Annotated in this window: 21 protein-coding genes; 13 read left to right on the top strand and 8 right to left on the bottom strand. The window is 73.0% G+C overall.

What is annotated here, in order from left to right; all coding sequences use genetic code 11:
• Positions 1–21 precede the first annotated feature (21 nt).
• From ACIRO3_RS15265 to ACIRO3_RS15245, 5 genes are all read left to right on the top strand, one after another.
• A complete protein-coding gene (locus tag ACIRO3_RS15265; protein WP_361770972.1) occupies positions 22–1689 on the top strand; it encodes a histidine kinase in 1668 nt (555 codons plus the stop codon).
• A gap of 8 nt (positions 1690–1697) precedes the next feature.
• A complete protein-coding gene (locus ACIRO3_RS15260; protein WP_404136607.1) occupies positions 1698–2357 on the top strand; it encodes a response regulator in 660 nt (219 codons plus the stop codon).
• A 64-nt stretch (positions 2358–2421) separates the two neighbouring features.
• Positions 2422–3855: a DUF2252 domain-containing protein gene (locus ACIRO3_RS15255; protein ID WP_404136604.1), complete on the top strand. Its 1434-nt coding sequence runs from the start codon at positions 2422–2424 to the stop codon at positions 3853–3855.
• Between the two features lie 189 nt (positions 3856–4044).
• On the top strand, positions 4045–4953 hold the full coding sequence (locus tag ACIRO3_RS15250) for a J domain-containing protein (RefSeq protein ID WP_404136601.1): 909 nt from the start codon (positions 4045–4047) through the stop codon (positions 4951–4953).
• A gap of 124 nt (positions 4954–5077) precedes the next feature.
• A complete protein-coding gene (locus ACIRO3_RS15245) occupies positions 5078–5422 on the top strand; it encodes a rhodanese-like domain-containing protein (RefSeq protein ID WP_053675575.1) in 345 nt (114 codons plus the stop codon).
• Between the two features lie 69 nt (positions 5423–5491).
• On the opposite strand, the gene ACIRO3_RS15240 is transcribed toward ACIRO3_RS15245, so the two are convergent.
• From ACIRO3_RS15240 to paaA, 6 genes are all read right to left on the bottom strand, one after another.
• On the bottom strand, positions 5492–6634 hold the full coding sequence (locus tag ACIRO3_RS15240; RefSeq protein ID WP_365997324.1) for an acyl-CoA dehydrogenase family protein: 1143 nt from the start codon (positions 6632–6634) through the stop codon (positions 5492–5494).
• Positions 6635–6774: 140 nt separating this feature from the next.
• Positions 6775–7902, bottom strand: coding sequence for a 2Fe-2S iron-sulfur cluster-binding protein (locus ACIRO3_RS15235; RefSeq protein WP_404136598.1), 1128 nt, complete (start codon positions 7900–7902; stop codon positions 6775–6777).
• A complete protein-coding gene (gene paaD, locus ACIRO3_RS15230) occupies positions 7903–8409 on the bottom strand; it encodes a 1,2-phenylacetyl-CoA epoxidase subunit PaaD (RefSeq protein ID WP_361770628.1) in 507 nt (168 codons plus the stop codon).
• Entirely contained in the window at positions 8403–9200 is a 798-nt protein-coding gene (paaC, locus tag ACIRO3_RS15225; protein WP_404136595.1) for a 1,2-phenylacetyl-CoA epoxidase subunit PaaC, read from the bottom strand. Before paaC ends, paaD begins: the two co-directional genes overlap by 7 nt.
• Positions 9197–9481 (bottom strand): 1,2-phenylacetyl-CoA epoxidase subunit PaaB, encoded by a 285-nt coding sequence (paaB, locus tag ACIRO3_RS15220; protein ID WP_404136592.1) that lies wholly within the window; start codon positions 9479–9481, stop codon positions 9197–9199. The genes paaC and paaB overlap by 4 nt, the downstream gene beginning before the upstream one ends.
• The gene (gene paaA, locus ACIRO3_RS15215) at positions 9478–10482 is read right to left on the bottom strand and encodes a 1,2-phenylacetyl-CoA epoxidase subunit PaaA (protein ID WP_404136589.1); all 1005 of its coding nucleotides are present in this window, start codon (positions 10480–10482) and stop codon (positions 9478–9480) included. The genes paaB and paaA overlap by 4 nt, the downstream gene beginning before the upstream one ends.
• Positions 10483–10629: 147 nt before the next feature.
• Here paaA and ACIRO3_RS15210 point away from each other — a divergent pair, with 147 nt between their 5' ends.
• From ACIRO3_RS15210 to ACIRO3_RS15200, 3 genes are read left to right on the top strand one after another with little or no spacing between them, the layout of a single operon-like run.
• Positions 10630–11352, top strand: a complete 723-nt coding sequence (locus ACIRO3_RS15210) for a DUF5819 family protein (RefSeq protein WP_404136586.1) — start codon at positions 10630–10632, stop codon at positions 11350–11352.
• Positions 11337–12545 (top strand): HTTM domain-containing protein, encoded by a 1209-nt coding sequence (locus tag ACIRO3_RS15205; protein ID WP_404136583.1) that lies wholly within the window; start codon positions 11337–11339, stop codon positions 12543–12545. Before ACIRO3_RS15210 ends, ACIRO3_RS15205 begins: the two co-directional genes overlap by 16 nt.
• A gap of 52 nt (positions 12546–12597) precedes the next feature.
• Positions 12598–13365 (top strand): TrmH family RNA methyltransferase, encoded by a 768-nt coding sequence (locus tag ACIRO3_RS15200; RefSeq protein ID WP_404136580.1) that lies wholly within the window; start codon positions 12598–12600, stop codon positions 13363–13365.
• 35 nt (positions 13366–13400) lie between these two features.
• On the opposite strand, the gene paaN is transcribed toward ACIRO3_RS15200, so the two are convergent.
• Complete coding sequence (paaN, locus tag ACIRO3_RS15195) at positions 13401–15083, bottom strand: phenylacetic acid degradation protein PaaN (RefSeq protein ID WP_404136577.1); 1683 nt, start codon at positions 15081–15083, stop codon at positions 13401–13403.
• A 167-nt stretch (positions 15084–15250) separates the two neighbouring features.
• Between paaN and ACIRO3_RS15190 the strand changes: the two genes are divergently transcribed.
• Both ACIRO3_RS15190 and ACIRO3_RS15185 read left to right on the top strand, forming a co-directional pair.
• Positions 15251–16825: a 3-hydroxyacyl-CoA dehydrogenase gene (locus tag ACIRO3_RS15190; RefSeq protein WP_404136574.1), complete on the top strand. Its 1575-nt coding sequence runs from the start codon at positions 15251–15253 to the stop codon at positions 16823–16825.
• On the top strand, positions 16822–17409 hold the full coding sequence (locus tag ACIRO3_RS15185) for a TetR/AcrR family transcriptional regulator (RefSeq protein WP_404136572.1): 588 nt from the start codon (positions 16822–16824) through the stop codon (positions 17407–17409). The genes ACIRO3_RS15190 and ACIRO3_RS15185 overlap by 4 nt, the downstream gene beginning before the upstream one ends.
• 128 nt (positions 17410–17537) lie before the next feature.
• Here ACIRO3_RS15185 and ACIRO3_RS15180 read toward each other — a convergent pair whose 3' ends face one another.
• Positions 17538–18137 carry an Lrp/AsnC family transcriptional regulator gene (locus ACIRO3_RS15180; RefSeq protein WP_361770609.1) on the bottom strand — a complete coding sequence of 200 codons (600 nt, stop codon included), beginning with the start codon at positions 18135–18137 and terminating at the stop codon, positions 17538–17540.
• A gap of 178 nt (positions 18138–18315) precedes the next feature.
• Between ACIRO3_RS15180 and pdhA the strand changes: the two genes are divergently transcribed.
• From pdhA to ACIRO3_RS15165, 3 genes are read left to right on the top strand one after another with little or no spacing between them, the layout of a single operon-like run.
• Entirely contained in the window at positions 18316–19446 is a 1131-nt protein-coding gene (gene pdhA / locus ACIRO3_RS15175) for a pyruvate dehydrogenase (acetyl-transferring) E1 component subunit alpha (RefSeq protein WP_361770607.1), read from the top strand.
• Positions 19446–20459, top strand: a complete 1014-nt coding sequence (locus ACIRO3_RS15170) for an alpha-ketoacid dehydrogenase subunit beta (RefSeq protein WP_365997316.1) — start codon at positions 19446–19448, stop codon at positions 20457–20459. Before pdhA ends, ACIRO3_RS15170 begins: the two co-directional genes overlap by 1 nt.
• Positions 20459–21805, top strand: a complete 1347-nt coding sequence (locus ACIRO3_RS15165; protein ID WP_404136567.1) for a dihydrolipoamide acetyltransferase family protein — start codon at positions 20459–20461, stop codon at positions 21803–21805. The genes ACIRO3_RS15170 and ACIRO3_RS15165 overlap by 1 nt, the downstream gene beginning before the upstream one ends.
• Positions 21806–21819: the final 14 nt, after the last annotated feature.

Below are 21819 nucleotides of genomic sequence, written 5' to 3'. Positions count from 1 at the left end.
CGCGTGGAAGCAACGGCGAGGATGCGTGCGGGCCGGGACTGGCTGAAGGGGCCGGAGCCCTGGTCCCGTCGGACGCTGGCGGGGGACCTGGCCGTGGCCGGTGTGCTCGCCCTGCTCGGCTTGGGGATCGAGGAGCTCGACAACGGCACCCCGCTGCGGATGTTGACCAGTGTCCTGGGCGTGGTGACGCTGACGCTGCTGCGCCGCCGGCTGCCCGCGACCACGCTGATCCTGGGCGCGGCGGTGTCACCTTTCCTGCCCGGAACGTTCCTGGTCACCGGCCTGTTGGGCTGGTCGGCGGGGCGCCGGATCGAGGACGTGGGGCGGGCCCTGGGGGCCTTCACCGCCGCCTTCGTCGTGGAGGTCGGCTTCAGCGTGGTGGCCGAGTGGTCGCAGACACGGCTGCTGCTGACGATCGTGTTCTCCACCCTGATGTTCCTGGCCGTCACGGTCATGCCGGGCCTCGCCAGCCGGTACTGGTCCCAGCGCCGTACGTTGCTGCGCGCCCTCCAGGAGCGCAACGGGCAACTGATGCGCGAGCGGGCGATGGTCGCCGGGCAGGCCCGACTGCGGGAACGGCAGCGCATCGCGCAGGACATGCACGACAGCCTGGGCCACCAACTGGCGCTGATCTCGGTGCACACCGGCGCCCTGGAGGTCGACCCGAAGCTCACCGACCGGCAGCGCGAGGCGGTGGGCGTGCTGCGGCACGCCTCGGTGGCCGCGATGCACGAGCTGCGCGAGGTGGTCGGGATCCTGCGCGACGGGGTGGAGGCGCCGGTCCCCGTGGAGGAGGCGTCGCAGCCCGCCGCCCGGGGGGTGGCCGGGATCTCCGGGATCGTGGAGGCGGCGCGGATCGCGGGAACCGATGTCCGGCTGACGGTCTCGGGGCAGCAGCGGCCGCTGGTGGCGGCGTGCGACCACGCGGCGTACCGGATCGCGCAGGAGGCTCTGACCAACGCCTACAAGCACGCGCCGGGGGCGCGGATCACGGTGGAACTGCGGTACGAGGACGACTCCCTGGTGGTGGAGATCGCCAACGGCCCGGCGCAGGGCCCGGGAGCCGGCGAGGTGGTGTCCGGCGGGCAAGGGCTGACGGGGCTGCGCGAACGGGCCCGACTGGTCGGCGGCATGGTGCACGCGGGGGCCACCGAGGGCGGCGGGTTCCGGGTGGCGGGCGTCCTTCCGTACGGGGCGGAACCGGCCGGAACGGTCGAGGACGTGGCCGACGACTTCGGACAGCGGACGCACGCGATGGGGCCGAAGGGCGCGCCGCCGATGGACTGGGCGGCCGTCGACCGGGAGTTGGCGGTCCGCGGGCGCGGCCGCACCGGCGGGGTCGCGTTGGGCTGCGGCATCGCGTTCGCCGCGCTGATCCTGCTCGTGATCGTGATCGGGGCGGGGGTGGCCCTGCTGGTGGGATCCGCGAACAACGCCATGATCAGTGAGTCGGAGTACGACTCGACGCACGTGGGCGAGGCGGAGGACACGGTCCGCGGGCGGCTGCCCGACGGGGACAGCATCCTGACGTCGGGCCTGGACGGGAAGGGACCGGCGCAGCCGGCCGGCACGGACTGCGTGGCGTTGCTCTCCTCGGAGGAGACGCGCCTGAACACCGATACGGTTTACCGGTTCTGCTTCAGGGACGGGAAGCTCGTCGACAAACAGACGTACGAGGTCAAGCAGTAGGAGCACGGGTGACACCCAGAGTGATCCGCGTCGTGATCGCCGACGACGAGCCGCTGATCCGGGCGGGCATAAGGATGATCCTGACTTCGGCGTCGGACATCGAGGTCGTGGCGGAGGCGGCCAACGGCCGGGAGGCGGTGGAACTGGCCCGGGCGCACCAGCCGGACGTGGTGCTGCTCGACATCCAGATGCCGGTGATGGACGGGCTCACGGCGCTGGGCGAACTGGGCCGCGCCGTGCCCGAAGTACGGGCGCTGATCCTCACCACCTTCGGCGAGCGGGAGAACGTCCTGCGCGCGCTGAGCGAGGGCGGCGCCGGGTTCCTGCTGAAGGACTCGGCGCCCGGGGAGCTGATCGGCGCGGTGCGGGCCGCGGCGGCCGGCGACGCCTACCTCTCGCCGGCGGCGACCCGACACGTGGTGGACCAGTTGGCCTCCGGGCAGACCGGCGGGCGGGGCGAGGAGGCCCGTCGTCGGGTGGCGGGGCTGAGCGAGCGGGAACGCGGGGTGCTGGCGTTGCTCGGCGAGGGGCTGTCCAACGCGGAGGCCGGGCGCCGACTGCACATGAGCGAGGCCACGGTGAAGACCTACGTCAGCCGGATCCTGGCCAAGCTGGAGTGCGAGAACCGGGTGCGGGCGGCCCTGCTGGCCAGGGACGCGGGCCTGTAGATACGGTCGGGGCCCGCATCGACGATGTGGGCCGAGTACGACGTTACGGGTGGGGGCGGCAGGCATGGCGGCGGTAACGGGTCAGCGCGAGAGAGCGAATGACGTGACGGACGGCGGACGGATCCCGGTGGTGGAGGGGTTCGCCCCGCGCGTCGAGGGGGGCTCCCCCAAGGAGGCCGGCAAGGCGCTGCGGCTGCGGGTGCCGCGCGCGGCCCACGCGCGGTTCGAGCCGCCGACCGACCGGCCCGACGCGGTGCGGGCCGTCGAGGAGTCCAATGTCGGCCGGGTCGCCGAGCTGACCCCGATACGGGTGGGTCGGATGGCCGCCAACCCCTTCGCGTTCCTGCGCGGGTCGGCCGGTCTGATGGCGCACGACCTGTCCGGCGGTCCGGTGACCGGTGTCGGCGCACAGATCTGCGGTGACGCGCACGCGGCGAACTTCGGCCTCTACGGGGACGTGCGCGGGCGGCTGGTCATCGACCTGAACGACTTCGACGAGACCGAGTTCGGTCCGTGGGAGTGGGACGTCAAGCGGCTCGCGACCTCACTGGTGCTGGCGGGGCGGGTGGCCGGGGCCGACGAGGACACCTGCCGGGCCGCGGCCCTGGACGCGGTGGGCGCGTACCGCCGGACCCTGCGGCTGCTGGCCAAGCTGCCGGCGCTGGACGCCTGGAACGCCATCGCCGACGAGGAACTGGTCTCGCACGCCGACGCGCGCGATCTGCTGGGCACCTTGGAGCGGGTCTCGGAGAAGGCACGGAACAACACCTCGGCCCGGTTCGCCGCCCGCTCTACGCGGGTCGAGGACGACGGACGGCGCCACTTCGTGGACGCGCTGCCCGTGCTGCGTCGGGTCGGTGACGCCGAGGCGGCGGCCGTGGCCGCCTCGCTCGGCCCGTACCTGCACACCCTTCAAGGGGACCGGCTGCCGCTGTTGGCCCGGTACGCGATCCACGACGTGGCCTTCCGCGTGGTCGGGACCGGGAGCGTCGGGACGCGTTCGTACGTGGTGCTGCTGCTGGACCACCGGGGCGAGCCGCTGGTGCTCCAGGTGAAGGAGGCCCGGCCCTCGGTGCTGCTTCCCCACCTGCCCGCGCTGGGCTTCCACGCGGCGCCGGAGGAGCACGAGGGACGGCGGGTGGTGGCCGGGCAGAAGCGGATGCAGGTGGTCTCGGACATCCTGCTGGGCTGGACCACGGTGGAGGGGCGGCCGTTCCAGGTTCGCCAGTTCCGCAACCGCAAGGGCAGCGTGGACCCGGCCGCGCTGGCCGTGGACCAGATCGACGACTACGGCCGGATGACCGGGGCCCTGCTGGCCCGGGCGCACGCGCACAGCGTCGATCCCCGGCTGCTGGCCGGCTACTGCGGCAAGAACGAGGAGCTGGACGAGGCGATGGCCACCTTCGCGGTGGCCTACGCGGACCGCAGCGAGGCCGATCACGAGGTCCTGGTGGCGGCCGTGCGCACGGGGCGGATCGCGGCCGAGACCGGGGTCTGACGGCGATCCGGGTCCGGGTCTGATGGCGGTCGGCGATCCGGGTCTGATCGCGGCCGGGGCCCGGGTCTGATCATGGCAGGGGGCGGGGTCTGATCGTGGCCAAGGCCGGGGGCTTCGTGTTTCACGTGAAACATCGGCCGTGTTTCACGTGAAACATCGGCCGGGGCGGACCGGCCTTAGGGTGGCCGGGTGAGCGAGCAGACCGAGCAGAGCGACCAGACAGTTCCCGAAGAGCCCGCCGCGTCCACCGGCGCCGGGGCCGACCCCGGCGCCGGAGGAGCCGGCGAGTCCGGCGGTGCCGGTGGTTCCGTCGGCGCCGGTGACGAGCGGCCCGAGGCGCGGTTGGACCGGGCCGTGCGGGCGGCCGAGCAGGCGCTCATCGAGTTCGAGATCGCGGTGGAGACCTTCCGTGTGGAGGTCGAGAACTTTTCCCGCCTGCACCACCAGAAACTCGGACCGATGTACTCGCGCCTCGACGAGCTGGACGCGTTGATCGCGGAGGCCAAGGCGGCCCGCAGCGGCGATCCCGAGGATCTGCGGCGGGCGCACGAGGCCCGGGCCCTGGTGATGCCGATGCCCGGTGTCGACGAGCTGTTCAACGACTGGCTGGACTCGGACGGGATGTCCGACGACGCGTCCGCCATGCTCACCGAGCGGTCCGTGCGGCCGCCGGAGCGGGTGCGACCGTCGGAGGAGGTGCGCAAGCTCTACCGCGAGCTGGTCCGCAAGGCGCACCCCGACCTCGCGCAGGACGAGACCGAGCGGGAGCGGCGCGACGCGTTCATCGTGCGGGTCAACGCGGCCTACGGACGGGGTGACGAGCACCTGCTGCGGGAGCTGGCCGAGGAATGGGCGGCGGGCCCCGTGCCGGAGGCCGCCCGGCCGAGTGAGAGCGAGGAGCTGTACGCCCGGCTGGAGTGGCTGGCGGCGCGCAAGGAACTGTTGGCGGCGGTGGCGCGGGAGCTGGAGGACAGCGCGATCGGGTCGATGCTGCGGATGGCGCCGGAGGATCCCGACCGGCTGCTGGAGGAGATCGCGGAGCAGTTGCTGGAGCGGGTGTCCGAGCGCGAGTCGGAGCTGGCCGAACTGGCCGGGTAGTGAGGCGGCGGGGATGCCGGGAGGCGCCTCGCGGGCAGGTGGGGGCCCCGGCCGGGTGGCTGGGGCGTCGGCGGGCGGTCGGATAGGTTGGCAGCCGGATTCGTGACGAGAGAAGGCGACAGCTATGAACTTCGGACCGCTTCCCTCGGTGGACGCCGCCGCGGTGCCCTCCGAAGGCTTTGTCCTGGACGTCCGTGAGGACGACGAATGGGCGGCCGGACATGTCGAGGGCGCGCTGCACATCCCGATGAGCGACTTCGTCGCCCGCTTCGGCGAGCTGACCGAGGCCGTCGAGGACGGCGGCCGGGTGCACGTGATGTGCCGGGTCGGCGGTCGCTCCGCGCAGGTCACCCAGTACCTGGTGCGCCAGGGCATCGACGCCGTGAACATCGACGGCGGCATGCAGGCCTGGGACGGTGCCGGGCGCCCGATGGTGACGGACAACGGGAACCCGGCCTTCGTGCTGTAGATCGACTCCGCGGGGGTTTCGGCTCGGCGGGGTTTCGGTTCCGCAGGGTTTCGGCTCCGCGGGGTTCGCTCAGGCGAGGGGGTGGGCGGCCAGCAGGTCGCCCAAGGCCTCCTCGTGCGCCGCGGCCGGGCCCAGCTGGAGTTCCAGCTGCTTGGCCCAGGCGTGGTAGCGGTGGAGCGGGTAGTCGGTGTCGGCGCCGAAGCCTCCGTGCAGGTGCTGGGCGGTCTGCACGACCCGGCGTACGCCCTCCGAGGCCCAGATCTTGGCCACCGCGACGTCGCCGGCGATCGGCAGCGGCCCGCCCGCGCCGGCCGACGCCGAGTCGAGCCGCCAGGCGGCCTGCCAGAGGGTCACCTCCATGGCCCGCAGGTCGATGTAGCGGTCGGCCGCCTGTACGGCCACGGCCTGGAAGGTGGCCACGGGGAAGCCGAACTGCTCGCGCTTGCCGGTGTACTGGCTGGTCATCGTGAGTACGGCCTCCCCCAGCCCGAGCGCGAGCGCGCACGTGCCGGTGGTCAGCAGCCGGCGCAGCCCGTCCCAGGCGTCGGGAGCGTCGATGAGGTGCGTGGCGGGCACCCGGACACCGGCCAGGGAGAGTTCGGCGAGCCGCTCCCCGCTCGTCGAGTACTGGTCCGCGAGGGTCACCCCCTCGCCGGTGCGCGGCACGAGCGCGAGGACGGCCTCGCCCTCCCCGGCGTGGGCGGGGACGGCGATCCAGTCGGCATTGTGTGCCCAGGCGACGGAGGTCTGCACCCCGTCCAGGACCCAGTGCGCGCCGTCCCGTCGCGCGGAGACGGCGAGTTCGGCGGGATCGTGGCCGGTGCGACCGTGCGCGGCGGCGGTCAGGACGATGTCGCCCCGACCCGCGCCGGGCAGCAGGGCGGCCGCCAACTCGGGGCTGCCGTGGGCCTGGACGGCCATCGAGGTCGCGCAGTGCTCCAACAGCGGAACCCGGGCCAGTACCTTCGCCGCCTCGCGGAGCACCAGGCACAGGGCGATGGCGTCGAGCCCCGCGCCGCCGTGCTCCTCGGCGAGGACCAGGCTCAGCAGGTCGGACCCGGCGAGAGTGGCCCACAGGGGGCGGTCGAAGTCCTCGGCCACGGCCCTGGGCGAGAGCGCGGGACTGGGCACGCCGTCGGGGACGACATCCGCGAACACGGCCTTCGCCGCCTCGACGGCCGCCTGCTGTTCCTCGGTGAAGGTGAAGTCCACTGCCTGTCCTCCCGCGTGCACCGGATCCCGTTCAGGTCTGACGGAGCGTCAAGATAGAACACGTTCCTGAAATTGCACAGCCCTGCACATGCACAGCCTGAAAATGCGCAGAGAGCACGGCCTTGGGGCAGGCGGGCGGGTCACCGGTCGAAGTCGATCTCCACTTCCTCCGTCACCGCGTGCGACTGGCAGGCCAGTACGAAGCCGGCCTCCGTCTCCTCCGTCTCCAGCGCGAAGTTGCGGTCCATCCGGACCTCGCCCGACACCAGGAACGCCCGGCAGGTGCCGCACACCCCGCCCTTGCAGGCGTACGGGGCGTCCGCGCGGTTGCGCAGCACCGCGTCCAGCAGGGACTCGCCGTCCTCGACCGGCCAGGTGCCCGAGCGGCCGTCGAGCCGCGCCGTGACCCGCCCGTGGGCGGCGGTCGCGGAACGGATCGGGGCCGGCGTGCCGGCGTCCTCGACGTGGAAGATCTCCTCGTGGACCCGGGTCCGGCCGACGCCCAGCGCGCCCAGGGCCCGTTCCGCGCCCTGCACCAGGCCGTAGGGGCCGCACAGGAACCAGCCGGTCACCTCGGCCACCGGCAGCAGCGCGGGCAGCAGCGCCGTCAGGCGCTCCTCGTCCAGCCGGCCGGACGGCAGGCCGGCCTCCTGCTCCTCCCGGGACAGGACGGTCACCAGCTGGAAGCGGTCCGGGTAGCGGTCCTTGAGGTCCGCGACCTCCTCCAGGAACATCGTGGAGGCGGCCGTGCGGTCGCTGCGCACCAGGCAGAAACGGGCGTCGGCCCGGGCCGACAGCAGTGACGCGGCGATCGACAACACCGGGGTGATACCGCTGCCGCCGACGATCGCCGCGTAGTGCGCGGCGGCCGGGGCGGTCGCCGGGTCCAGCACGAACCGGCCGGCGGGGACCATGACGTCGAGGACGTCACCGGCGGCGATCCCCTTGTGCGCGAACGTGGAGAACTCCCCGCCCTCCACCAGCCGCACCCCGACCCGCAGCAGCGCGGGGCCGGCCGCGCCGGGCGCGGGCGAGCAGATGGAGTACGTGCGGCGGACCTCCGTCCCCTCGGGTCCGCGCCGGCGCAGGGTGAGGTGCTGGCCGGGCGCGTGCAGGTACTCGGCGCGCAACTCGCGCGGCACGCTCAGGGTCAGTGCCACCGAGTCGTCGGTGAGCCGGTCGACCGCCGTCACCGTCAAGGAGTGGAACGCGCCGTGTCGTGCGGGGCGCGCGGACACCGGTGTGGGCGACGGCGGGGACACGGCCATCTAGAGCTCCTTGAAGTGGTCGAACGGTTCGCGGCAGGCGACGCAGCGGCGCAGCGCCTTGCACGCGGTGGAGGAGAACCGGCTGAGCAGCTCGGTGTCGGTCGATCCGCAATGGGGGCAGCGGACCGACAGGGTGAGCGGGACCGGTCCGCCGGCGGAGTGGGGGCGCGGCGGGGCGATGCCGAACTCGGCCAGCTTGCGACGGCCTTCGGCGCTGATGTCGTCGGTCGACCAGGCGGGGGCCAGGACCGTCCGCACCCGGACGTCCGGTATGCCGTGGTCGGTCAGGACCCGCCGGATGTCGTCGGACATGGCCTCGATGGCCGGGCAGCCGGTGTAGGTCGGGGTGAGGGTGACCTCGACGTGCCCGTCGTCGTGCATCCGCACCCCGCGCATGACACCGAGCTCGGCGAGGCTGAGCACGGGAAGCTCGGGGTCGGGGACCGACCCGGCCAGGTCGGCCAGCTCGGCCTCCAGCCGGGTCATCTGCGTCCCGGTGGTCACCATGACGCCCCCGGGTGGCTGCGGTGCAGGTGCTGCATCTCCGCGAGCAGCCGCCCGAACGACTCGGTGTGCAACCCCTCGCGGCCCGCGCCGGCCGCCCAGGCGCCCGTGCGCCGGCCCTCGGGCAGGGCGAGCCCGGCCCGCTCCAGCACGCCGCCCACGGCGGCCAGCCAACGCTGCTCCAGGGCGTCCCAGTCCACGCCGTCCAGGCCGTCGATCGGCCGGAACATCTCCCCGGTGTACCGCCACAGCGCGTCCAGCGCGGTCAGCATCCGGGCGCGGCTCTCCTCGGTGCCGTCACCGAGCCGCAGCGTCCACTGCTCGGCGTGGTCGCGGTGGTAAGCGGTCTCCTTGACGGCCTTGGCCGCGAGCGGGGCGAACGGGCCGTCGCCCGAGGCCAGCTCCGTGTACAGCTCGTGCTGGTAGAAGGAGAAGTAGAGCTGGCGGGCGATGGTGTGGCCGAAGTCGCCGTTCGGCTGCTCGACCAGTTGGAGGTTGCGGAAGGACCGCTCGTCGCGCAGGAACGCCAGCTCGTCCTCGTCGCCGGCCATGGAGAGCAGGACGCGGGCCTGTCCCAGCAGGTCGAGGGCGATGTTGGCGAGGGCGACCTCCTCCTCCAGGACGGGGGCGTCACCCGCCCACTCGCCGAGGCGGTGGGACAGGATCAGCGCGTCGTCGCCGAGGGCGAGGGTGGCGGAGCGGACCGCGGCGGCGGTCGCCCCGGCGGCGGGCGCAGGGGCAGTCGCGGAGCCGGTGACGGGGCTGGTCTCGGTGGTGGTGTCGGTGCCGCTCACAGGTGGCGCACCCCCTCGGGGATCTCGTAGAAGGTGGGGTGCCGGTACGGCTTGTCGGCGGACGGGGCGAAGAACGGGTCCCGCTCGTCGGGGGACGACGCGGTGATCCCGGTGGAGGGCACCACCCAGATCGAGACGCCCTCGTTGCGCCGCGTGTACAGGTCACGGGCGTTGCGCAGGGCCATTTCCGCGTCCGGTGCGTGGAGGCTTCCGGCGTGCGTGTGCGAGAGGCCGCGGCGCGAGCGCACGAACACCTCCCACAGGGGCCAGTTATGCGTCATACCCGTGCCTCGCTTTCGGTGCTTGCCTTGCTCGCTTGCTTCTCGGCGTACGCCGCGGCCGCGTCGCGGACCCAGGCGCCTTCCTCGTGGGCCGTGCGACGGCGCGTGATGCGCTCCTCGTTGCAGGGGCCGTTGCCCTTGAGGACGTCCCAGAACTCGGCCCAGTCGATGGCGCCGAAGTCGTGGTGTCCGCTCTCCTCGTTCCACTTGAGGTCGGGGTCGGGCAGCGTCAGGCCCAGGGCCTCGGCCTGCGGGACGGCGATGTCCACGAAACGCCGGCGCAGCTCGTCATTGGAGTGCCGCTTGATCCGCCAGGCCATCGACTGCGCGGAGTGCGCCGACTCGTCGTCCGGCGGGCCGAACATCATCAGCGAGGGCCACCACCAGCGGTTCACGGCGTCCTGCGCCATGGCGTGCTGTTCCTCGGTGCCCTTCGAGAGCGCCATCAGCAGCTCGAAGCCCTGGCGCTGGTGGAAGGACTCCTCCTTGCAGATCCGGACCATGGCGCGGGCGTACGGGCCGTAGGAGCAGCGGCAGATCGGAACCTGGTTGGTGATCGCCGCGCCGTCCACGAGCCAGCCGATCGCTCCGACGTCGGCCCAGGTCAGCGTGGGGTAGTTGAAGATCGACGAGTACTTCTGCTTGCCCGAGTGGAGCTTGTCGAGCAGCTCGTCGCGGCTGGTGCCGAGGGTTTCCGCGGCGCTGTACAGGTACAGGCCGTGGCCGGCCTCGTCCTGGACCTTGGCCATCAGGATCGCCTTGCGGCGGAGCGAGGGCGCGCGGGTGATCCAGTTGGCCTCGGGCTGCATCCCGATGATCTCGGAATGCGCGTGCTGGGCCATCTGGCGGACCAGGGAGGCGCGGTACTCGTCGGGCATCCAGTCGCGCGGCTCCACTCGCTCGTCCGCCGCCACGGCGGCGTCGAAGGCAGCCGCCAGCTGGGCCCCGAGGTCGGCCCCCAGGGCTTGGTCGTGCCCAGACTCCGGGGTCACTGTGACCATTGCGGGCCCCCTGTCAGGGTTTGTCGGCCGGCCGCCGGTCACCCGACCGACCGATCGTTCGGTTCGTCCTCTTCAATGGTGAGACGGCGGCCCGTAGGGTGTCAACCTCTGTGGGCAACCCTGTGGAAGCCGAATGATCGGGGCGGGATGGATTCGAACGAGCGCGAGCCTTCGGAACAGCCCGTTCCGGAGGCCGTCGGGCCGGGTGCGCCCTCGGACACCGAGGCCGGTCCACCGGTCCTCGCGCCGCCGCCCAGGGCGATCGGCATCGCCGGTCTGTCCACCCCGTACCGGGTGGTCGTGGCCCTGGCACTGGCGGCCGTCGCCGTCGCCGCCTGCGCGCACCTCGCGATCGTCTTCCTGCACGTGGCCCCGTCCAACACGCTCGGCAAGCGGCACGCGAGCACGATCGACGCCTGGATCTACCCCGAGTTCGAACAGAACTGGAAGCTCTTCGCGCCCAACCCCCTCCAGCAGAACATCGCGGTCCAGGTGCGGGCCGAGGTGCGGACCTCGGGCGGCGAGCTGACCACCGGCGGCTGGCGCGACCTGTCCGCCGAGGACGGCGCGGCGATCCGCCACAGCCTGCTGCCCAGCCACACCGAGCAGAACGAGCTGCGGCGGGCCTGGGACTTCTTCACCGGCTCCCACGACGAGAACAACAAGCCGAACGGCGAGCGCGGCGCGCTGTCGGAGGAGTACCTGCGCCGCATCGCGCTGGACCGGCTGGCCCCCCGGGAAGGTGCGGGCGAGCGGATCGTACGGATCCAGTTGCGTTCGGCGACCACCGCCGTGGCCGCGCCGAAGTGGAGCGACGAGCAGAGCGACACCCGGACCTACTACCGGGAGCTGCCGTGGTGGAGGGTCTGAGGCCGGGCGCGCGGGGCCGTGCCCGCGCCGCCGTCGGGCGGGCCCTGGCTCAGGTCACCGGCCGGACGCTGGGCCCGTACCAGAGCGCCGTGGTGCGCATCGGGTTTGCCGCGACCTGGCTGTTCTTCCTGCTGCGGGAGTTCCCCCACCGACACGAGCTGTACGGGCCCGAGGGCCCCTGGAGCTGGGGGATGGCCGAGCGGTTGATCGCCTCGAACCGGGCCTTCACCGTGCTGATGTGGTCCGACGCGACCTGGTGGTTCGAACTCGTCTACGGCGTCTCGATCCTCGCGAGCGTGCTGCTGATGCTGGGCTGGCGCACGCGGGCGACGTCCGTGGGCTTCATGATCGGGGTGCTGTCCCTGCAGAACCGCAGCGTCTTCATGGGGGACGGCGGGGACAACGTCGTCCACCTGATGGCGATGTACCTCGTGCTCACCCGCTGCGCGCGGGTCTGGTCCCTGGACGCCCGCCGGGCGCGGCTGCGCGGCTCGGCCTCGGCCGGTGCTGCGGGACCCGTGCTGTGGAGCGCGCTCGGGCTGCTCTTCGCGTACGGGGCGGTGACCGGACGGTTCGGTGCCGGTTGGCTCGCCGCCTTCGCGGCGCTGTGGGTGGCGCTCGGGCTGTGGTGGCTCGTCGACCGCTTCGAGCCGGAGGGGGAGGGCCGGGCCGCCCTCGACGTCCTGGCGAACCTGCTGCACAACGCGGGCATGCTGGTGATCATGGCGGAGGTCTGCCTGATCTACGCGACGGCTGGCTGGTACAAGATCCAGGGCTCGCGCTGGCAGGACGGCACCGCGCTGTACTACCCGCTGGGCCTGGACTACTTCACCCCCTGGCCGGGGCTGTCCGGGCTGCTGGCGGGCAGCGGGACCATGGTGATGCTGCTGACGTACGGGACCGTGGCGGTGCAGGTCGCGTTCCCGTTCACGCTGTTCAACCGGCGGATCAAGAACGTGCTGCTGGCGGTGATGATGCTGGAGCACGCCGGTATCGCGGTGCTCCTCGGGCTGCCGTTCTTCTCGCTGGCGATGATCGCGGCCGACGCGGTGTTCCTGCCGACGGTGTTCCTGGTCTGGCTCGGCGCCAGGGCCGCCCGCCCGCACCGGCGGCGCGGCCCGGCCGCCGAGGAGCCGTCGCCACAGCCGCCGCTTGACGCCCCGAGTCCGACCCCGGCCCGGGTCGCGCCCTGACGGGATGCCTCCCGGTCCAGGCGCCACCGGCGGGGCCCGTAGGGTCGGCGGTATGAGTGAGCAGCACGGGGAGCCCGGACAGGTCGCGCGACGGTGGCGGGAGGTCGCGGGGCGCGAGGACGTCGTCCTGCTCGACGGGTTCCACGCGCTGAAGCACGCACTGCGCTTCGGCGCCCGGGTGGAGGCCGTCGTCGCGGACGATCCCGAGGCCGTCGGGGCGCTGGCCGCGGAGCTGGCGCCGGACGTCGAGGAGCGGGTCCGGCGGCTGGTGCGCGGGGCGGAACTCAAGGGGCTGCTGGCCCGGGTGCATCCCACCGGGGTGGCCGCGCTCGCCGTGCGGCCGGACCGCGAGGCGGGCCGCGAGGCGCTGCGCCGGCCGGGCCGGACCGCGCCGATCGTCGTCCTCGACAACCCGCGCAACCTCGGCAACGTGGGCGCCGTCGTCCGTCTCGCCGCCGGCTTCGGCGCCACCGGGGTGATCACGCGGGGCGACCTCGACCCCTGGCACTCCCATGTGGTCCGGGCCGGGGCCGGTCTGCACTACGCGACCACCGTCGACCGGATGGAGCCGGCGGACCTGCCGCCCGGCCCGCTGTACGCGCTCGACCCGGAGGGCGAGGACATCCGTGCCCTCACCCTCCCGGACGACGCGCTGCTCGCCTTCGGCTCGGAACGCCACGGCATCTCGCCCGAGCTGCGGGCCCGCGCCGATCACCTGGTGTCCCTGCCGATGCGGCCGCAGGTCTCCAGCTACAACCTGGCCACCAGCGTGGCCATGACCCTCTTCCACTGGGGCGGGCCCCACCCCGAGCAGTCATAGGGCCCCACCCCGAGCAGCCTTACCCGGCTGGTGTACTAGGCCTGGCGGCGGACCTCCACCACGCGGAACCGGTTCGCGACGAAGGCGCCGTCGCACAGGGCCGCGTTGGCGGCCGGGTTGCCGCCGGAGCCGTGGAAGTCCGAGAAGGCCGCCGTCTGGTTGACGAACACCCCGCCGGTCAGGTTCAGCGACAGCTGCGCCGACTCCTCCAGGCAGACCTCCTCGACGGCCCGCTCGGTGTCCGCCGAGGTGGTGTACGCGCCCACGGTCATCGCGCCCTTCTCCCGCACCGTGCGGCGCAGCAGCTCCAGCGCGTCGGCCGTGGAGTCGACCGCGACAGCGAAGGACACCGGGCCGAAGCACTCGGAGAGGTAGGGGGCCTCCGGATCGGCCTTGGCCGCGTCCAGCTTGACCATGACCGGCGTGCGGACCACCGCGTCCGGGAACTCCGGGTTCGCGATCTCGCGCGAGGCCAGCGCGACCTCGCCCAGGCCGGCCGCCGCCTCCAGCCGTGCCTTAACGTCCGGGTTGACCAGCGCGCCCAGCAGGGCGTTGGCCCGGGCGTCGTCGCCGAGCAGGCCGCCGACCGAGGCCGCGAGGTCGGCCACGACCTCGTCGTACGTCTTGTGTCCGGCGTCGGTGGCGATGCCCTCGCGCGGGATCAGCAGGTTCTGCGGGGTGGTGCACATCTGGCCGCTGTACAGGGACAGCGAGAACGCCAGGTTGGACAGCATGCCCTTGTAGTCGTCCGTGGAGTCGAGGACGACGGTGTTCACGCCGGCCTTCTCCGTGTACACCTGCGCCTGGCGGGCGTTGGTCTCCAGCCAGTCGCCGAACTCCGTGGAGCCGGTGTAGTCGATCAGTTTGATCTCGGGGCGCACGGCGAGCGTCTTGGCGATGCCCTCGCCCGGCCGCTCCACCGCCAGCGCCACCAGGTTCGGGTCGAAGCCGGCCTCGGCGAGGACCTCGCGGGCCACCCGGACCGTCAGGGCCAGGGGGAGGATCGCCCGTGGGTGCGGCTTCACCAGGACCGCGTTCCCGGTGGCCAGGGAGGCGAACAGGCCCGGGTAGCCGTTCCAGGTCGGGAAGGTGTTGCAGCCGATCATCAGCGCGATGCCGCGCGGCACGGCCGTGAAGGTCTTGCCGAGCTTGAGCGGGTCCTTCTTGCCCTGCGGCTTGGCCCAGTCGGCCTGCCCCGGGACGCGGGTCTGCTCCTCGTACGCGTAGGCCACGGCCTCCAGGCCGCGGTCCTGCGCGTGGGGGCCGCCCGCCTGGAACGCCATCATGAAGGCCTGGCCGCTGGTGTGCATCACCGCGTGGGCGAACTCGTGCGTCCGGGCCGAGATCCGGGCGAGGATCTCGACGCAGACCACGGCGCGGGTCTCGGGCCCGGCGTCCCGCCAGGCGCCCATGCCCGCGCGCATCGCGGGCAGCAGCACCTCGGGGTCGGCGTGCGGGTACTCGACTCCCAGCTCCGGGCCGTACGGGGACACCTCGCCGCCCGTCCAGCCGTCGGTGCCGGGCTGGTCGAGCTCGAAGCGGGTGCCGCGCAGGGCCTCGAAGGCCGCGAGCCCGTCGGCCGGGGCGGTCTCCCCGTAGGCCTTGGGGTGCTCGGGATGCGGGGACCAGTAGGCGCGGGTGCGGATGGCCGACAGCGCCTGGTCCAGGGTGGGACGGTGCTTCTCGGTCAGCTGGGGGACGGTGGGCTCGGCGGCCATCAGGGACCAACTCCTCGTTGAGCCGGGCAAGATCGGGCTGGTTCGCAGGCTGGGATCAGGCGGGGGCGGGTGAAGAAGAGCAGACTGGAGCTAGAGTAACCGAACGATCGGTCGGGACAAGAGGGCCCGGCGGACCTGTGGACAAGTCGGTGCGGGAGGATCGGGTCATGACAGCAATCGAGCGGTCCCGCACTGTGGCGGTCATCGGCGCCGGCACGATGGGGCAGGGCATCGCCCAGGTCGCCCTTCTCGCAGGTCACCCGGTGCTGATCCACGACGTCAACGAGTCCCTCGCGCGGGACGGCCTCGGCCTCGTCCAGGACCGCGTCGAGCGCATGGTCGCCAAGGGGCGCCTGGACCGCGCCGAGGCCGACGACGCGATCGGCCGGATCGGCTGCGCCCGCGACCTCGCGGAACTCGCGGACGCCGGACTCGTCATCGAGGCCGTCGTCGAGGACGTCACCGTCAAGCGCGCCCTCTTCGCCGCGCTCGAAGAGGTGGTTTCGCCGGACGCGCTGCTGGCCACCAACACCTCCTCCCTCTCCGTGACGGAGATCGCCGCGGGGCTCGCGCACCCCGGCCGTTTCCTCGGCCTGCACTTCTTCAACCCCGCCCCGCTGCTCCCGCTCGTCGAGGTGGTCAGCGGCTTCGCGACCGACCCGGCCGCCGCCGAGCGCGCGTACGACACCGTCCTGGGCTGGCGCAAGACGCCGGTCCGCTGCGCCGACACCCCCGGCTTCGTCGTGAACCGGATCGCCCGCCCCTTCTACGCCGAGGCCTTCGCGGTGTACGAGGAGCAGGGCGCCGACCCGGCCACCATCGACGCCGTGCTCCGCGAGAGCGGCGGCTTCAAGATGGGCCCGTTCGCGCTGACCGACCTCATCGGCCAGGACGTCAACGAGGCCGTCACCCGCTCCGTCTGGGAGTCGTTCTTCCGCAGCCCCAAGTTCACCCCCTCCCTGGCGCAGCGCCGGCTGGTCCAGTCGGGTCGCCTCGGCCGCAAGTCGGGCCACGGCTGGTTCCCGTACGGCGAGGCCGCACCCGAGCCGGTCCCGCACACCGCGGGTCCCGAGGAGGCCCCCGCCAAGGTCACCGTCGTCGGCGACCTCGGTCCGGCGTCCGCGTTGACGGACCTCCTGGAGGAGGCCGGGATCGCGGTCACCGCCACCGAGCACGGGGGCCCGTACATCCAGCTGCCCGGCGAGGGGCAACTGGTGCTCGCGGACGGCAAGACCTCGATCGAGTTCGCGGACGTCGTCTACTTCGACCTCGCGTTCGACTACCGCGACGCCACCCGGATCGCCCTGTCGGCCGGCGAGGACACCACCGAACGGACCCTGGCCGAGGCGATCGGCCTGTTCCAGAAGCTCGGCAAGAAGGTCTCCGTCATCGGCGACGTCCCCGGCATGATCGTCGCCCGGACCGTCGCGATGCTGATCGACCTGACCGCCGACGCCGTCGCGCGCGGGGTCGCCGCCGCCGAGGACATCGACACCGCGATGCGGCTCGGCGTGAACTACCCGGTGGGCCCGGCCGAGTGGCACGACCGGCTCGGCCGGGACTGGGCGTACGACCTGCTGCACCACCTCGACGAACGCTGTCCGGGAGGCCGCTACGCCCCCTCGCTCGCGCTGTACCGGCTCGGCTACGCGGCGGGCGACGAGGAAACGGGCGACGTGGGCGCGGGCGACGTGGGTGTGGACGGTACGGGCACGGTCGAGACGGAGAGGGGCGCGGAGTGACGACGCCCCGACGGGACACCTACACACCGGAGACGCTGCTCTCCGTCGCGGTCCAGGTCTTCAACGAGCGCGGCTACGACGGCACCTCGATGGAACACCTCTCCAAGGCCGCGGGCATCTCCAAGTCCTCGATCTACCACCACGTCGCCGGCAAGGAGGAACTCCTGCGCCGGGCCGTCAGCCGCGCGCTGGACGGCCTCTTCGCGGTCCTGGAGGAGGCCGGCGCGGTACGCGGCCCGGCGGTCGAGCGCGTCGAGTACGTCACCCGGCGCACGGTCGAGGTGCTGCTCGCCGAACTCCCCTACGTGACCCTGCTGCTGCGCGTGCGCGGCAACACCCGGACCGAACGCTGGGCACTGGAGCGCCGCCGCGAGTTCGACCACGCGGTGGCCGACCTCCTCAAGGCCGCGGCGGCCGACGGCGACCTGCGCGCGGACGTGGACATCCGGCTCGCGACCCGGCTGCTCTTCGGCATGGTCAACTCCCTGGTCGAGTGGTACCGCCCCTACCCGGGCGCCGACCACGCCCAGCTCGCCGACGCGGTGGTCCACATGGCTTTGGACGGCCTCCGCACCCAGCGGTGACCCCGGCGGCGCCGGGCCGGTGACCCGGCGGCGGTCGCGGCGCGGCCGGGCGTCACCCGAACGGGCCGGCGCGGGCGAGGAAGTGCCGGGCGCCGCCGGCCCGGGTGAAGGGACCCGCACGTACGCCGTCACGCCGGTTCCGGGTCCTCCGGGAGGGTGGGGGCGGGGCGGGGGGTGTCCGTGTCCAGGAGGTCCGTTTCCTCGAAGACCAGCAGCGTGCGGGTGGACAGGACCTCCGGGATGGACTGGAGGCGGGTGAGCACCAGCTCCCGCAGGGTGCGGTTGTCCGGGGTGTGGACCAGCAGCAGGACGTCGAAATCGCCGCTGACCAGGGCGATGTGCGCCGCGCCCGGGAGTTCGCGGAGCTGCTCGCGCACGGTCCGCCAGGAGTTCTGGACGATCTTCAGGGTGATGTACGCGGAGGCCCCCTGGCCCGCCCGCTCGTGGTCGACCCGCGCGGTGAAGCCCCGGATGACCCCGTCGTCGATCAGCCGGTTGATCCGGGCGTACGCGTTGGCCCGCGACACGTGGACCTGTTCGGCCACGGACCGTATCGACGCCCTGCCGTCCGCCTGGAGGAGCCGCATGATCGACCGGTCGATCGAATCGAGCGGCCGGGGCGGCGGGACGGGGGTCGCGCCCGGCCCGGACGGTGCCGGTGGGGCTCCGGCGGCACCGCCGGGTGCGGCCGGCGCGGAACCGGCTCCGGCCATTTGTTCATCCGGCATTGCCCACTGCCTCCCTGCGTTGGACGTCCTGCACCCATCCCACGGCCCCGCCGCCACTTTGTCCACAGCCTGGAGCCGGCTGTAGCCAAATTGCGCGGACAACCGAACAATCGGTAGGTGAGGCGCCTCACACCCGGGGTGCTCCCTGCCCGCTTCCCACGAGGAGGTGTACGCCGCCATGACGGTCCAAGAGCTGCCCGGTGCCGGTGCGTCCCACCGTTTCACGCCGCCCGCCTGGAGTCCCCGTACGGATGCCGCCCCGCTGCTCCCGGACCCCGAGCCGTACCGGGTGCTGGGCACCCCGGCCGCCGACGGGCTCGACCCCGAGCTGATGCGCCGGTGCTACGCCGAGCTCGTGCGCGGCCGCCGCTACAACGCCCAGGCCACCGCGCTGACCAAGCAGGGCCGGCTCGCCGTGTACCCCTCGACCGTCGGGCAGGAGGCCTGCGAGATCGCCGCCGCGATGGTCCTGGAGGAGCGCGACTGGCTCTTCCCGAGCTACCGGGACACCCTCGCCGCCGTGGCGCGCGGACTGGACCCCGTGCAGGCGCTGACGCTCCTGCGCGGCGACTGGCACACCGGGTACGACCCGCGCGAGCACCGGATCGCCCCGCTCTCCACCCCGCTCGCCACCCAGCTCCCGCACGCGGTCGGCCTGGCGCACGCCGCCCGGCTGCGCGGGGACGACGTGGTCGCGCTCGCCATGGTCGGCGACGGCGGCACCAGCGAGGGCGACTTCCACGAGGCGATGAACTTCGCCGCCGTCTGGCAGGCCCCGGTCGTCTTCCTCGTGCAGAACAACGGCTTCGCGATATCCGTCCCGCTCGCCAAGCAGACGGCCGCCCCGACCCTGGCCCACAAGGCCGTCGGGTACGGCATGCCGGGCCGGCTGGTCGACGGCAACGACATCGCCGCGATGCACGAGGTGCTGTCCGAGGCCGTCCGGCGGGCGCGCTCGGGCGGCGGCCCCACCATGATCGAGGCCGTCACGTACCGCATGGAGGCGCACACCAACGCCGACGACGCGACCCGCTACCGCACGGACGCCGAGGTCGAGGCCTGGAAGGCACACGACCCGGTCGCCCTGCTGGAGCGCGAACTGACCGCGCGCGGCCTGCTGGACGCGGAGGGCATACAGGTGGCGAAGGACGCGGCCGACGCGATGGCGGCGGCGCTGCGCGACGGGATGAACGCCGACCCGGTGCTCGACCCGATGGACCTCTTCGCGCACGTCTACGAGGAGCAGACCGACCGGCTGCGCGAACAGGCCGACATGCTGCGCGCCGAACTCGAAGCGGGGAACGAGTGATGACGACCACCACCGCGGCCAAGCCCGTCGCCAAGCCGGCGACCATGGCGCAGGCCCTGGGTCGGGCGATGCGCGACGCGATGGCCGAGGACCCGACCGTCCACGTGATGGGCGAGGACGTCGGCACGCTCGGCGGGGTCTTCCGGATCACCGACGGGCTCGCGAAGGAGTTCGGCGACGACCGCTGCACGGACACCCCGCTCGCCGAGGCCGGCATCCTCGGCGCCGCCGTCGGCATGGCCATGTACGGGCTGCGGCCGGTCGTGGAGATGCAGTTCGACGCGTTCGCCTACCCGGCCTTCGAGCAGCTGATCTCGCACGTCGCGAAGATGCGCAACCGCACCCGCGGCGCGATGCCGCTGCCGATCACCATCCGGGTGCCGTACGGCGGCGGGATCGGCGGCGTCGAGCACCACTGCGACTCCTCCGAGGCGTACTACGTCGCCACCCCCGGCCTGACCGTGGTCACCCCGGCGACCGTGGAGGACGCGTACGGGCTGCTGCGCGCGTCCATCGCGAGCGACGACCCGGTGATCTTCCTGGAGCCCAAGCGACTGTACTGGTCGAAGGCCGACTGGTCGCCCGAGGCCCCGGCGGCCGTGCCCGGCATCGGCAAGGCCCTGGTCCGCCGGGCGGGCACGAGCGCGACGCTGATCACCTACGGGCCCTCCCTGCCGGTGTGCCTGGAGGCGGCCGAGGCGGCCCGCGAGGAGGGCTGGGACCTGGAGGTCGTGGACCTGCGCTCGCTGGTCCCCTTCGACGAGGAGACGGTCGTCGCCTCCGTACGGCGCACCGGGCGCGCGGTGGTGGTCCACGAGGCCGGTGGCTTCGGCGGGCCGGGCGCCGAGATCGCCGCCCGCGTGACGGAGCGCTGCTTCCACCACCTGGAGGCGCCGGTGCTGCGGGTGACGGGGTTCGACATCCCGTACCCGCCGCCGATGCTGGAGAAGCACCACCTGCCCGGCGTGGACCGGATCCTGGACACCGTGGCCCGCCTGCAGTGGGAGAACTGATGCCGCAGGTACTGGAGTTCAAGCTGCCGGACCTCGGTGAGGGATTGACCGAGGCGGAGATCGTCCGCTGGCTGGTGGCGGTCGGCGACGTCGTCGAGATCGACCAGCCGGTGGTCGAGGTGGAGACGGCCAAGGCGATGGTCGAGGTCCCGTGCCCCTACGGCGGTGTGGTCACCGCCCGCTTCGGTGAGGAGGGCACGGAGCTGCCGGTGGGAGCGCCGCTGATCACCGTGGCGGTGGGAGCGGGCACGGAGCCGACGGACGGCGCCGCGCCGACCCCCTCCGGTTCCGGGAACGTGCTCGTCGGCTACGGCACGGACCACTCGCGTCCGGCGCGTCGCCGACGGGTCCGCCCGGCGGCCGGCGGGTCGCGGCCGGTCGCCGCGGTCGCTCCCGCCCCGGTCGTCGCCGCTCCCGCCGCCGCCCCCACGTCTCCCGCCGCGGTCACCGTGGCGGTCGGGCCGGTTCCGGTGATCTCGCCGCTGGTGCGCAAACTGGCCCGGGACAACGGGCTCGATCTGCGGGCCCTGACCGGGTCCGGTCCCGAGGGCCTGATCCTGCGCGCGGACGTCGAGGCGGCCCTGCGGGCGCCGTCTTCGCCGGTCGCTCCGGTCGCGCCGGTCGCCCCCGCGCCGGTCCCGCTCGCCGCGGTCGAGGGCGAGGTGCGGATCCCGCTCAAGGGCGTACGCGGAGCCGTCGCGGAGAAGCTCTCGCGCAGTCGGCGGGAGATTCCCGAGGCCACCTGCTGGGTCGACGCGGACGCCACCGAACTGATGGCCGCGCGGACCGCGATGAACACCGCGGGCGGGCCCAAGATCTCGGTACTGGCGCTGCTGGCCCGGATCTGTACGGCCGCCCTGGCCAAGTACCCGGAACTCAACTCCACCGTGGACCTGGCGGCGAAGGAGATCGTCCGGCTCCCGTCGGTGCACCTCGGGTTCGCTGCGCAGACGGAACGCGGCCTGGTGGTCCCGGTGGTCCGCGACGCGCAGAACCGCAACCCCGAGACGCTGTCGGAGGAGTTCGGTCGACTGACCGGGCTGGCGCGAGCCGGGAAGCTGGCGCCGTCCGACCTCACGGGCGGGACGTTCACCCTCAACAACTACGGGGTGTTCGGGGTGGACGGCTCCACGCCGATCATCAACCACCCGGAGGCGGCGATGCTGGGGGTGGGCCGGATCATCCCGAAGCCGTGGGTGTACCGCGGGGAGTTGGCCGTCCGTCAGGTCGTGCAGCTGTCCCTGACGTTCGACCACCGGGTCTGCGACGGGGGCACGGCCGGCGGTTTCCTGCGGTACGTCGCCGACTGCGTCGAGTCGCCCGCCGTCCTGCTGCGCTCGCTGTAGCACCCCGCCGTCCC

Origin of the sequence: Streptomyces sp. NPDC102278 (assembly GCF_044766345.1) — a bacterium.
GTDB lineage: Bacteria > Actinomycetota > Actinomycetes > Streptomycetales > Streptomycetaceae > Streptomyces.
Note: the sequence above shows the minus strand (reverse complement) of the source record. Positions and strands in the feature narration are given on the sequence as shown.

Bases quoted from the DNA above. Each gene is read 5' to 3' on its own strand.
- ACIRO3_RS15265 (WP_361770972.1), top strand. From the start codon at position 22: ATGCGTGCGGGCCGGGACTGGCTGAAGGGGCCGGAGCCCTGGTCCCGT.
- ACIRO3_RS15255 (WP_404136604.1), top strand. From the start codon at position 2,422: ATGGCGGCGGTAACGGGTCAGCGCGAGAGAGCGAATGACGTGACGGAC.
- ACIRO3_RS15245 (WP_053675575.1), top strand. From the start codon at position 5,078: ATGAACTTCGGACCGCTTCCCTCGGTGGACGCCGCCGCGGTGCCCTCC.
- ACIRO3_RS15235 (WP_404136598.1), bottom strand. From the start codon at position 7,902: ATGGCCGTGTCCCCGCCGTCGCCCACACCGGTGTCCGCGCGCCCCGCA.
- paaD (WP_361770628.1), bottom strand. From the start codon at position 8,409: ATGGTGACCACCGGGACGCAGATGACCCGGCTGGAGGCCGAGCTGGCC.
- paaB (WP_404136592.1), bottom strand. From the start codon at position 9,481: ATGACGCATAACTGGCCCCTGTGGGAGGTGTTCGTGCGCTCGCGCCGC.
- paaA (WP_404136589.1), bottom strand. From the start codon at position 10,482: ATGGTCACAGTGACCCCGGAGTCTGGGCACGACCAAGCCCTGGGGGCC.
- ACIRO3_RS15210 (WP_404136586.1), top strand. From the start codon at position 10,630: ATGGATTCGAACGAGCGCGAGCCTTCGGAACAGCCCGTTCCGGAGGCC.
- ACIRO3_RS15200 (WP_404136580.1), top strand. From the start codon at position 12,598: ATGAGTGAGCAGCACGGGGAGCCCGGACAGGTCGCGCGACGGTGGCGG.
- paaN (WP_404136577.1), bottom strand. From the start codon at position 15,083: ATGGCCGCCGAGCCCACCGTCCCCCAGCTGACCGAGAAGCACCGTCCC.
- ACIRO3_RS15190 (WP_404136574.1), top strand. From the start codon at position 15,251: ATGACAGCAATCGAGCGGTCCCGCACTGTGGCGGTCATCGGCGCCGGC.
- ACIRO3_RS15180 (WP_361770609.1), bottom strand. From the start codon at position 18,137: ATGCCGGATGAACAAATGGCCGGAGCCGGTTCCGCGCCGGCCGCACCC.
- pdhA (WP_361770607.1), top strand. From the start codon at position 18,316: ATGACGGTCCAAGAGCTGCCCGGTGCCGGTGCGTCCCACCGTTTCACG.
- ACIRO3_RS15170 (WP_365997316.1), top strand. From the start codon at position 19,446: ATGACGACCACCACCGCGGCCAAGCCCGTCGCCAAGCCGGCGACCATG.
- ACIRO3_RS15165 (WP_404136567.1), top strand. From the start codon at position 20,459: ATGCCGCAGGTACTGGAGTTCAAGCTGCCGGACCTCGGTGAGGGATTG.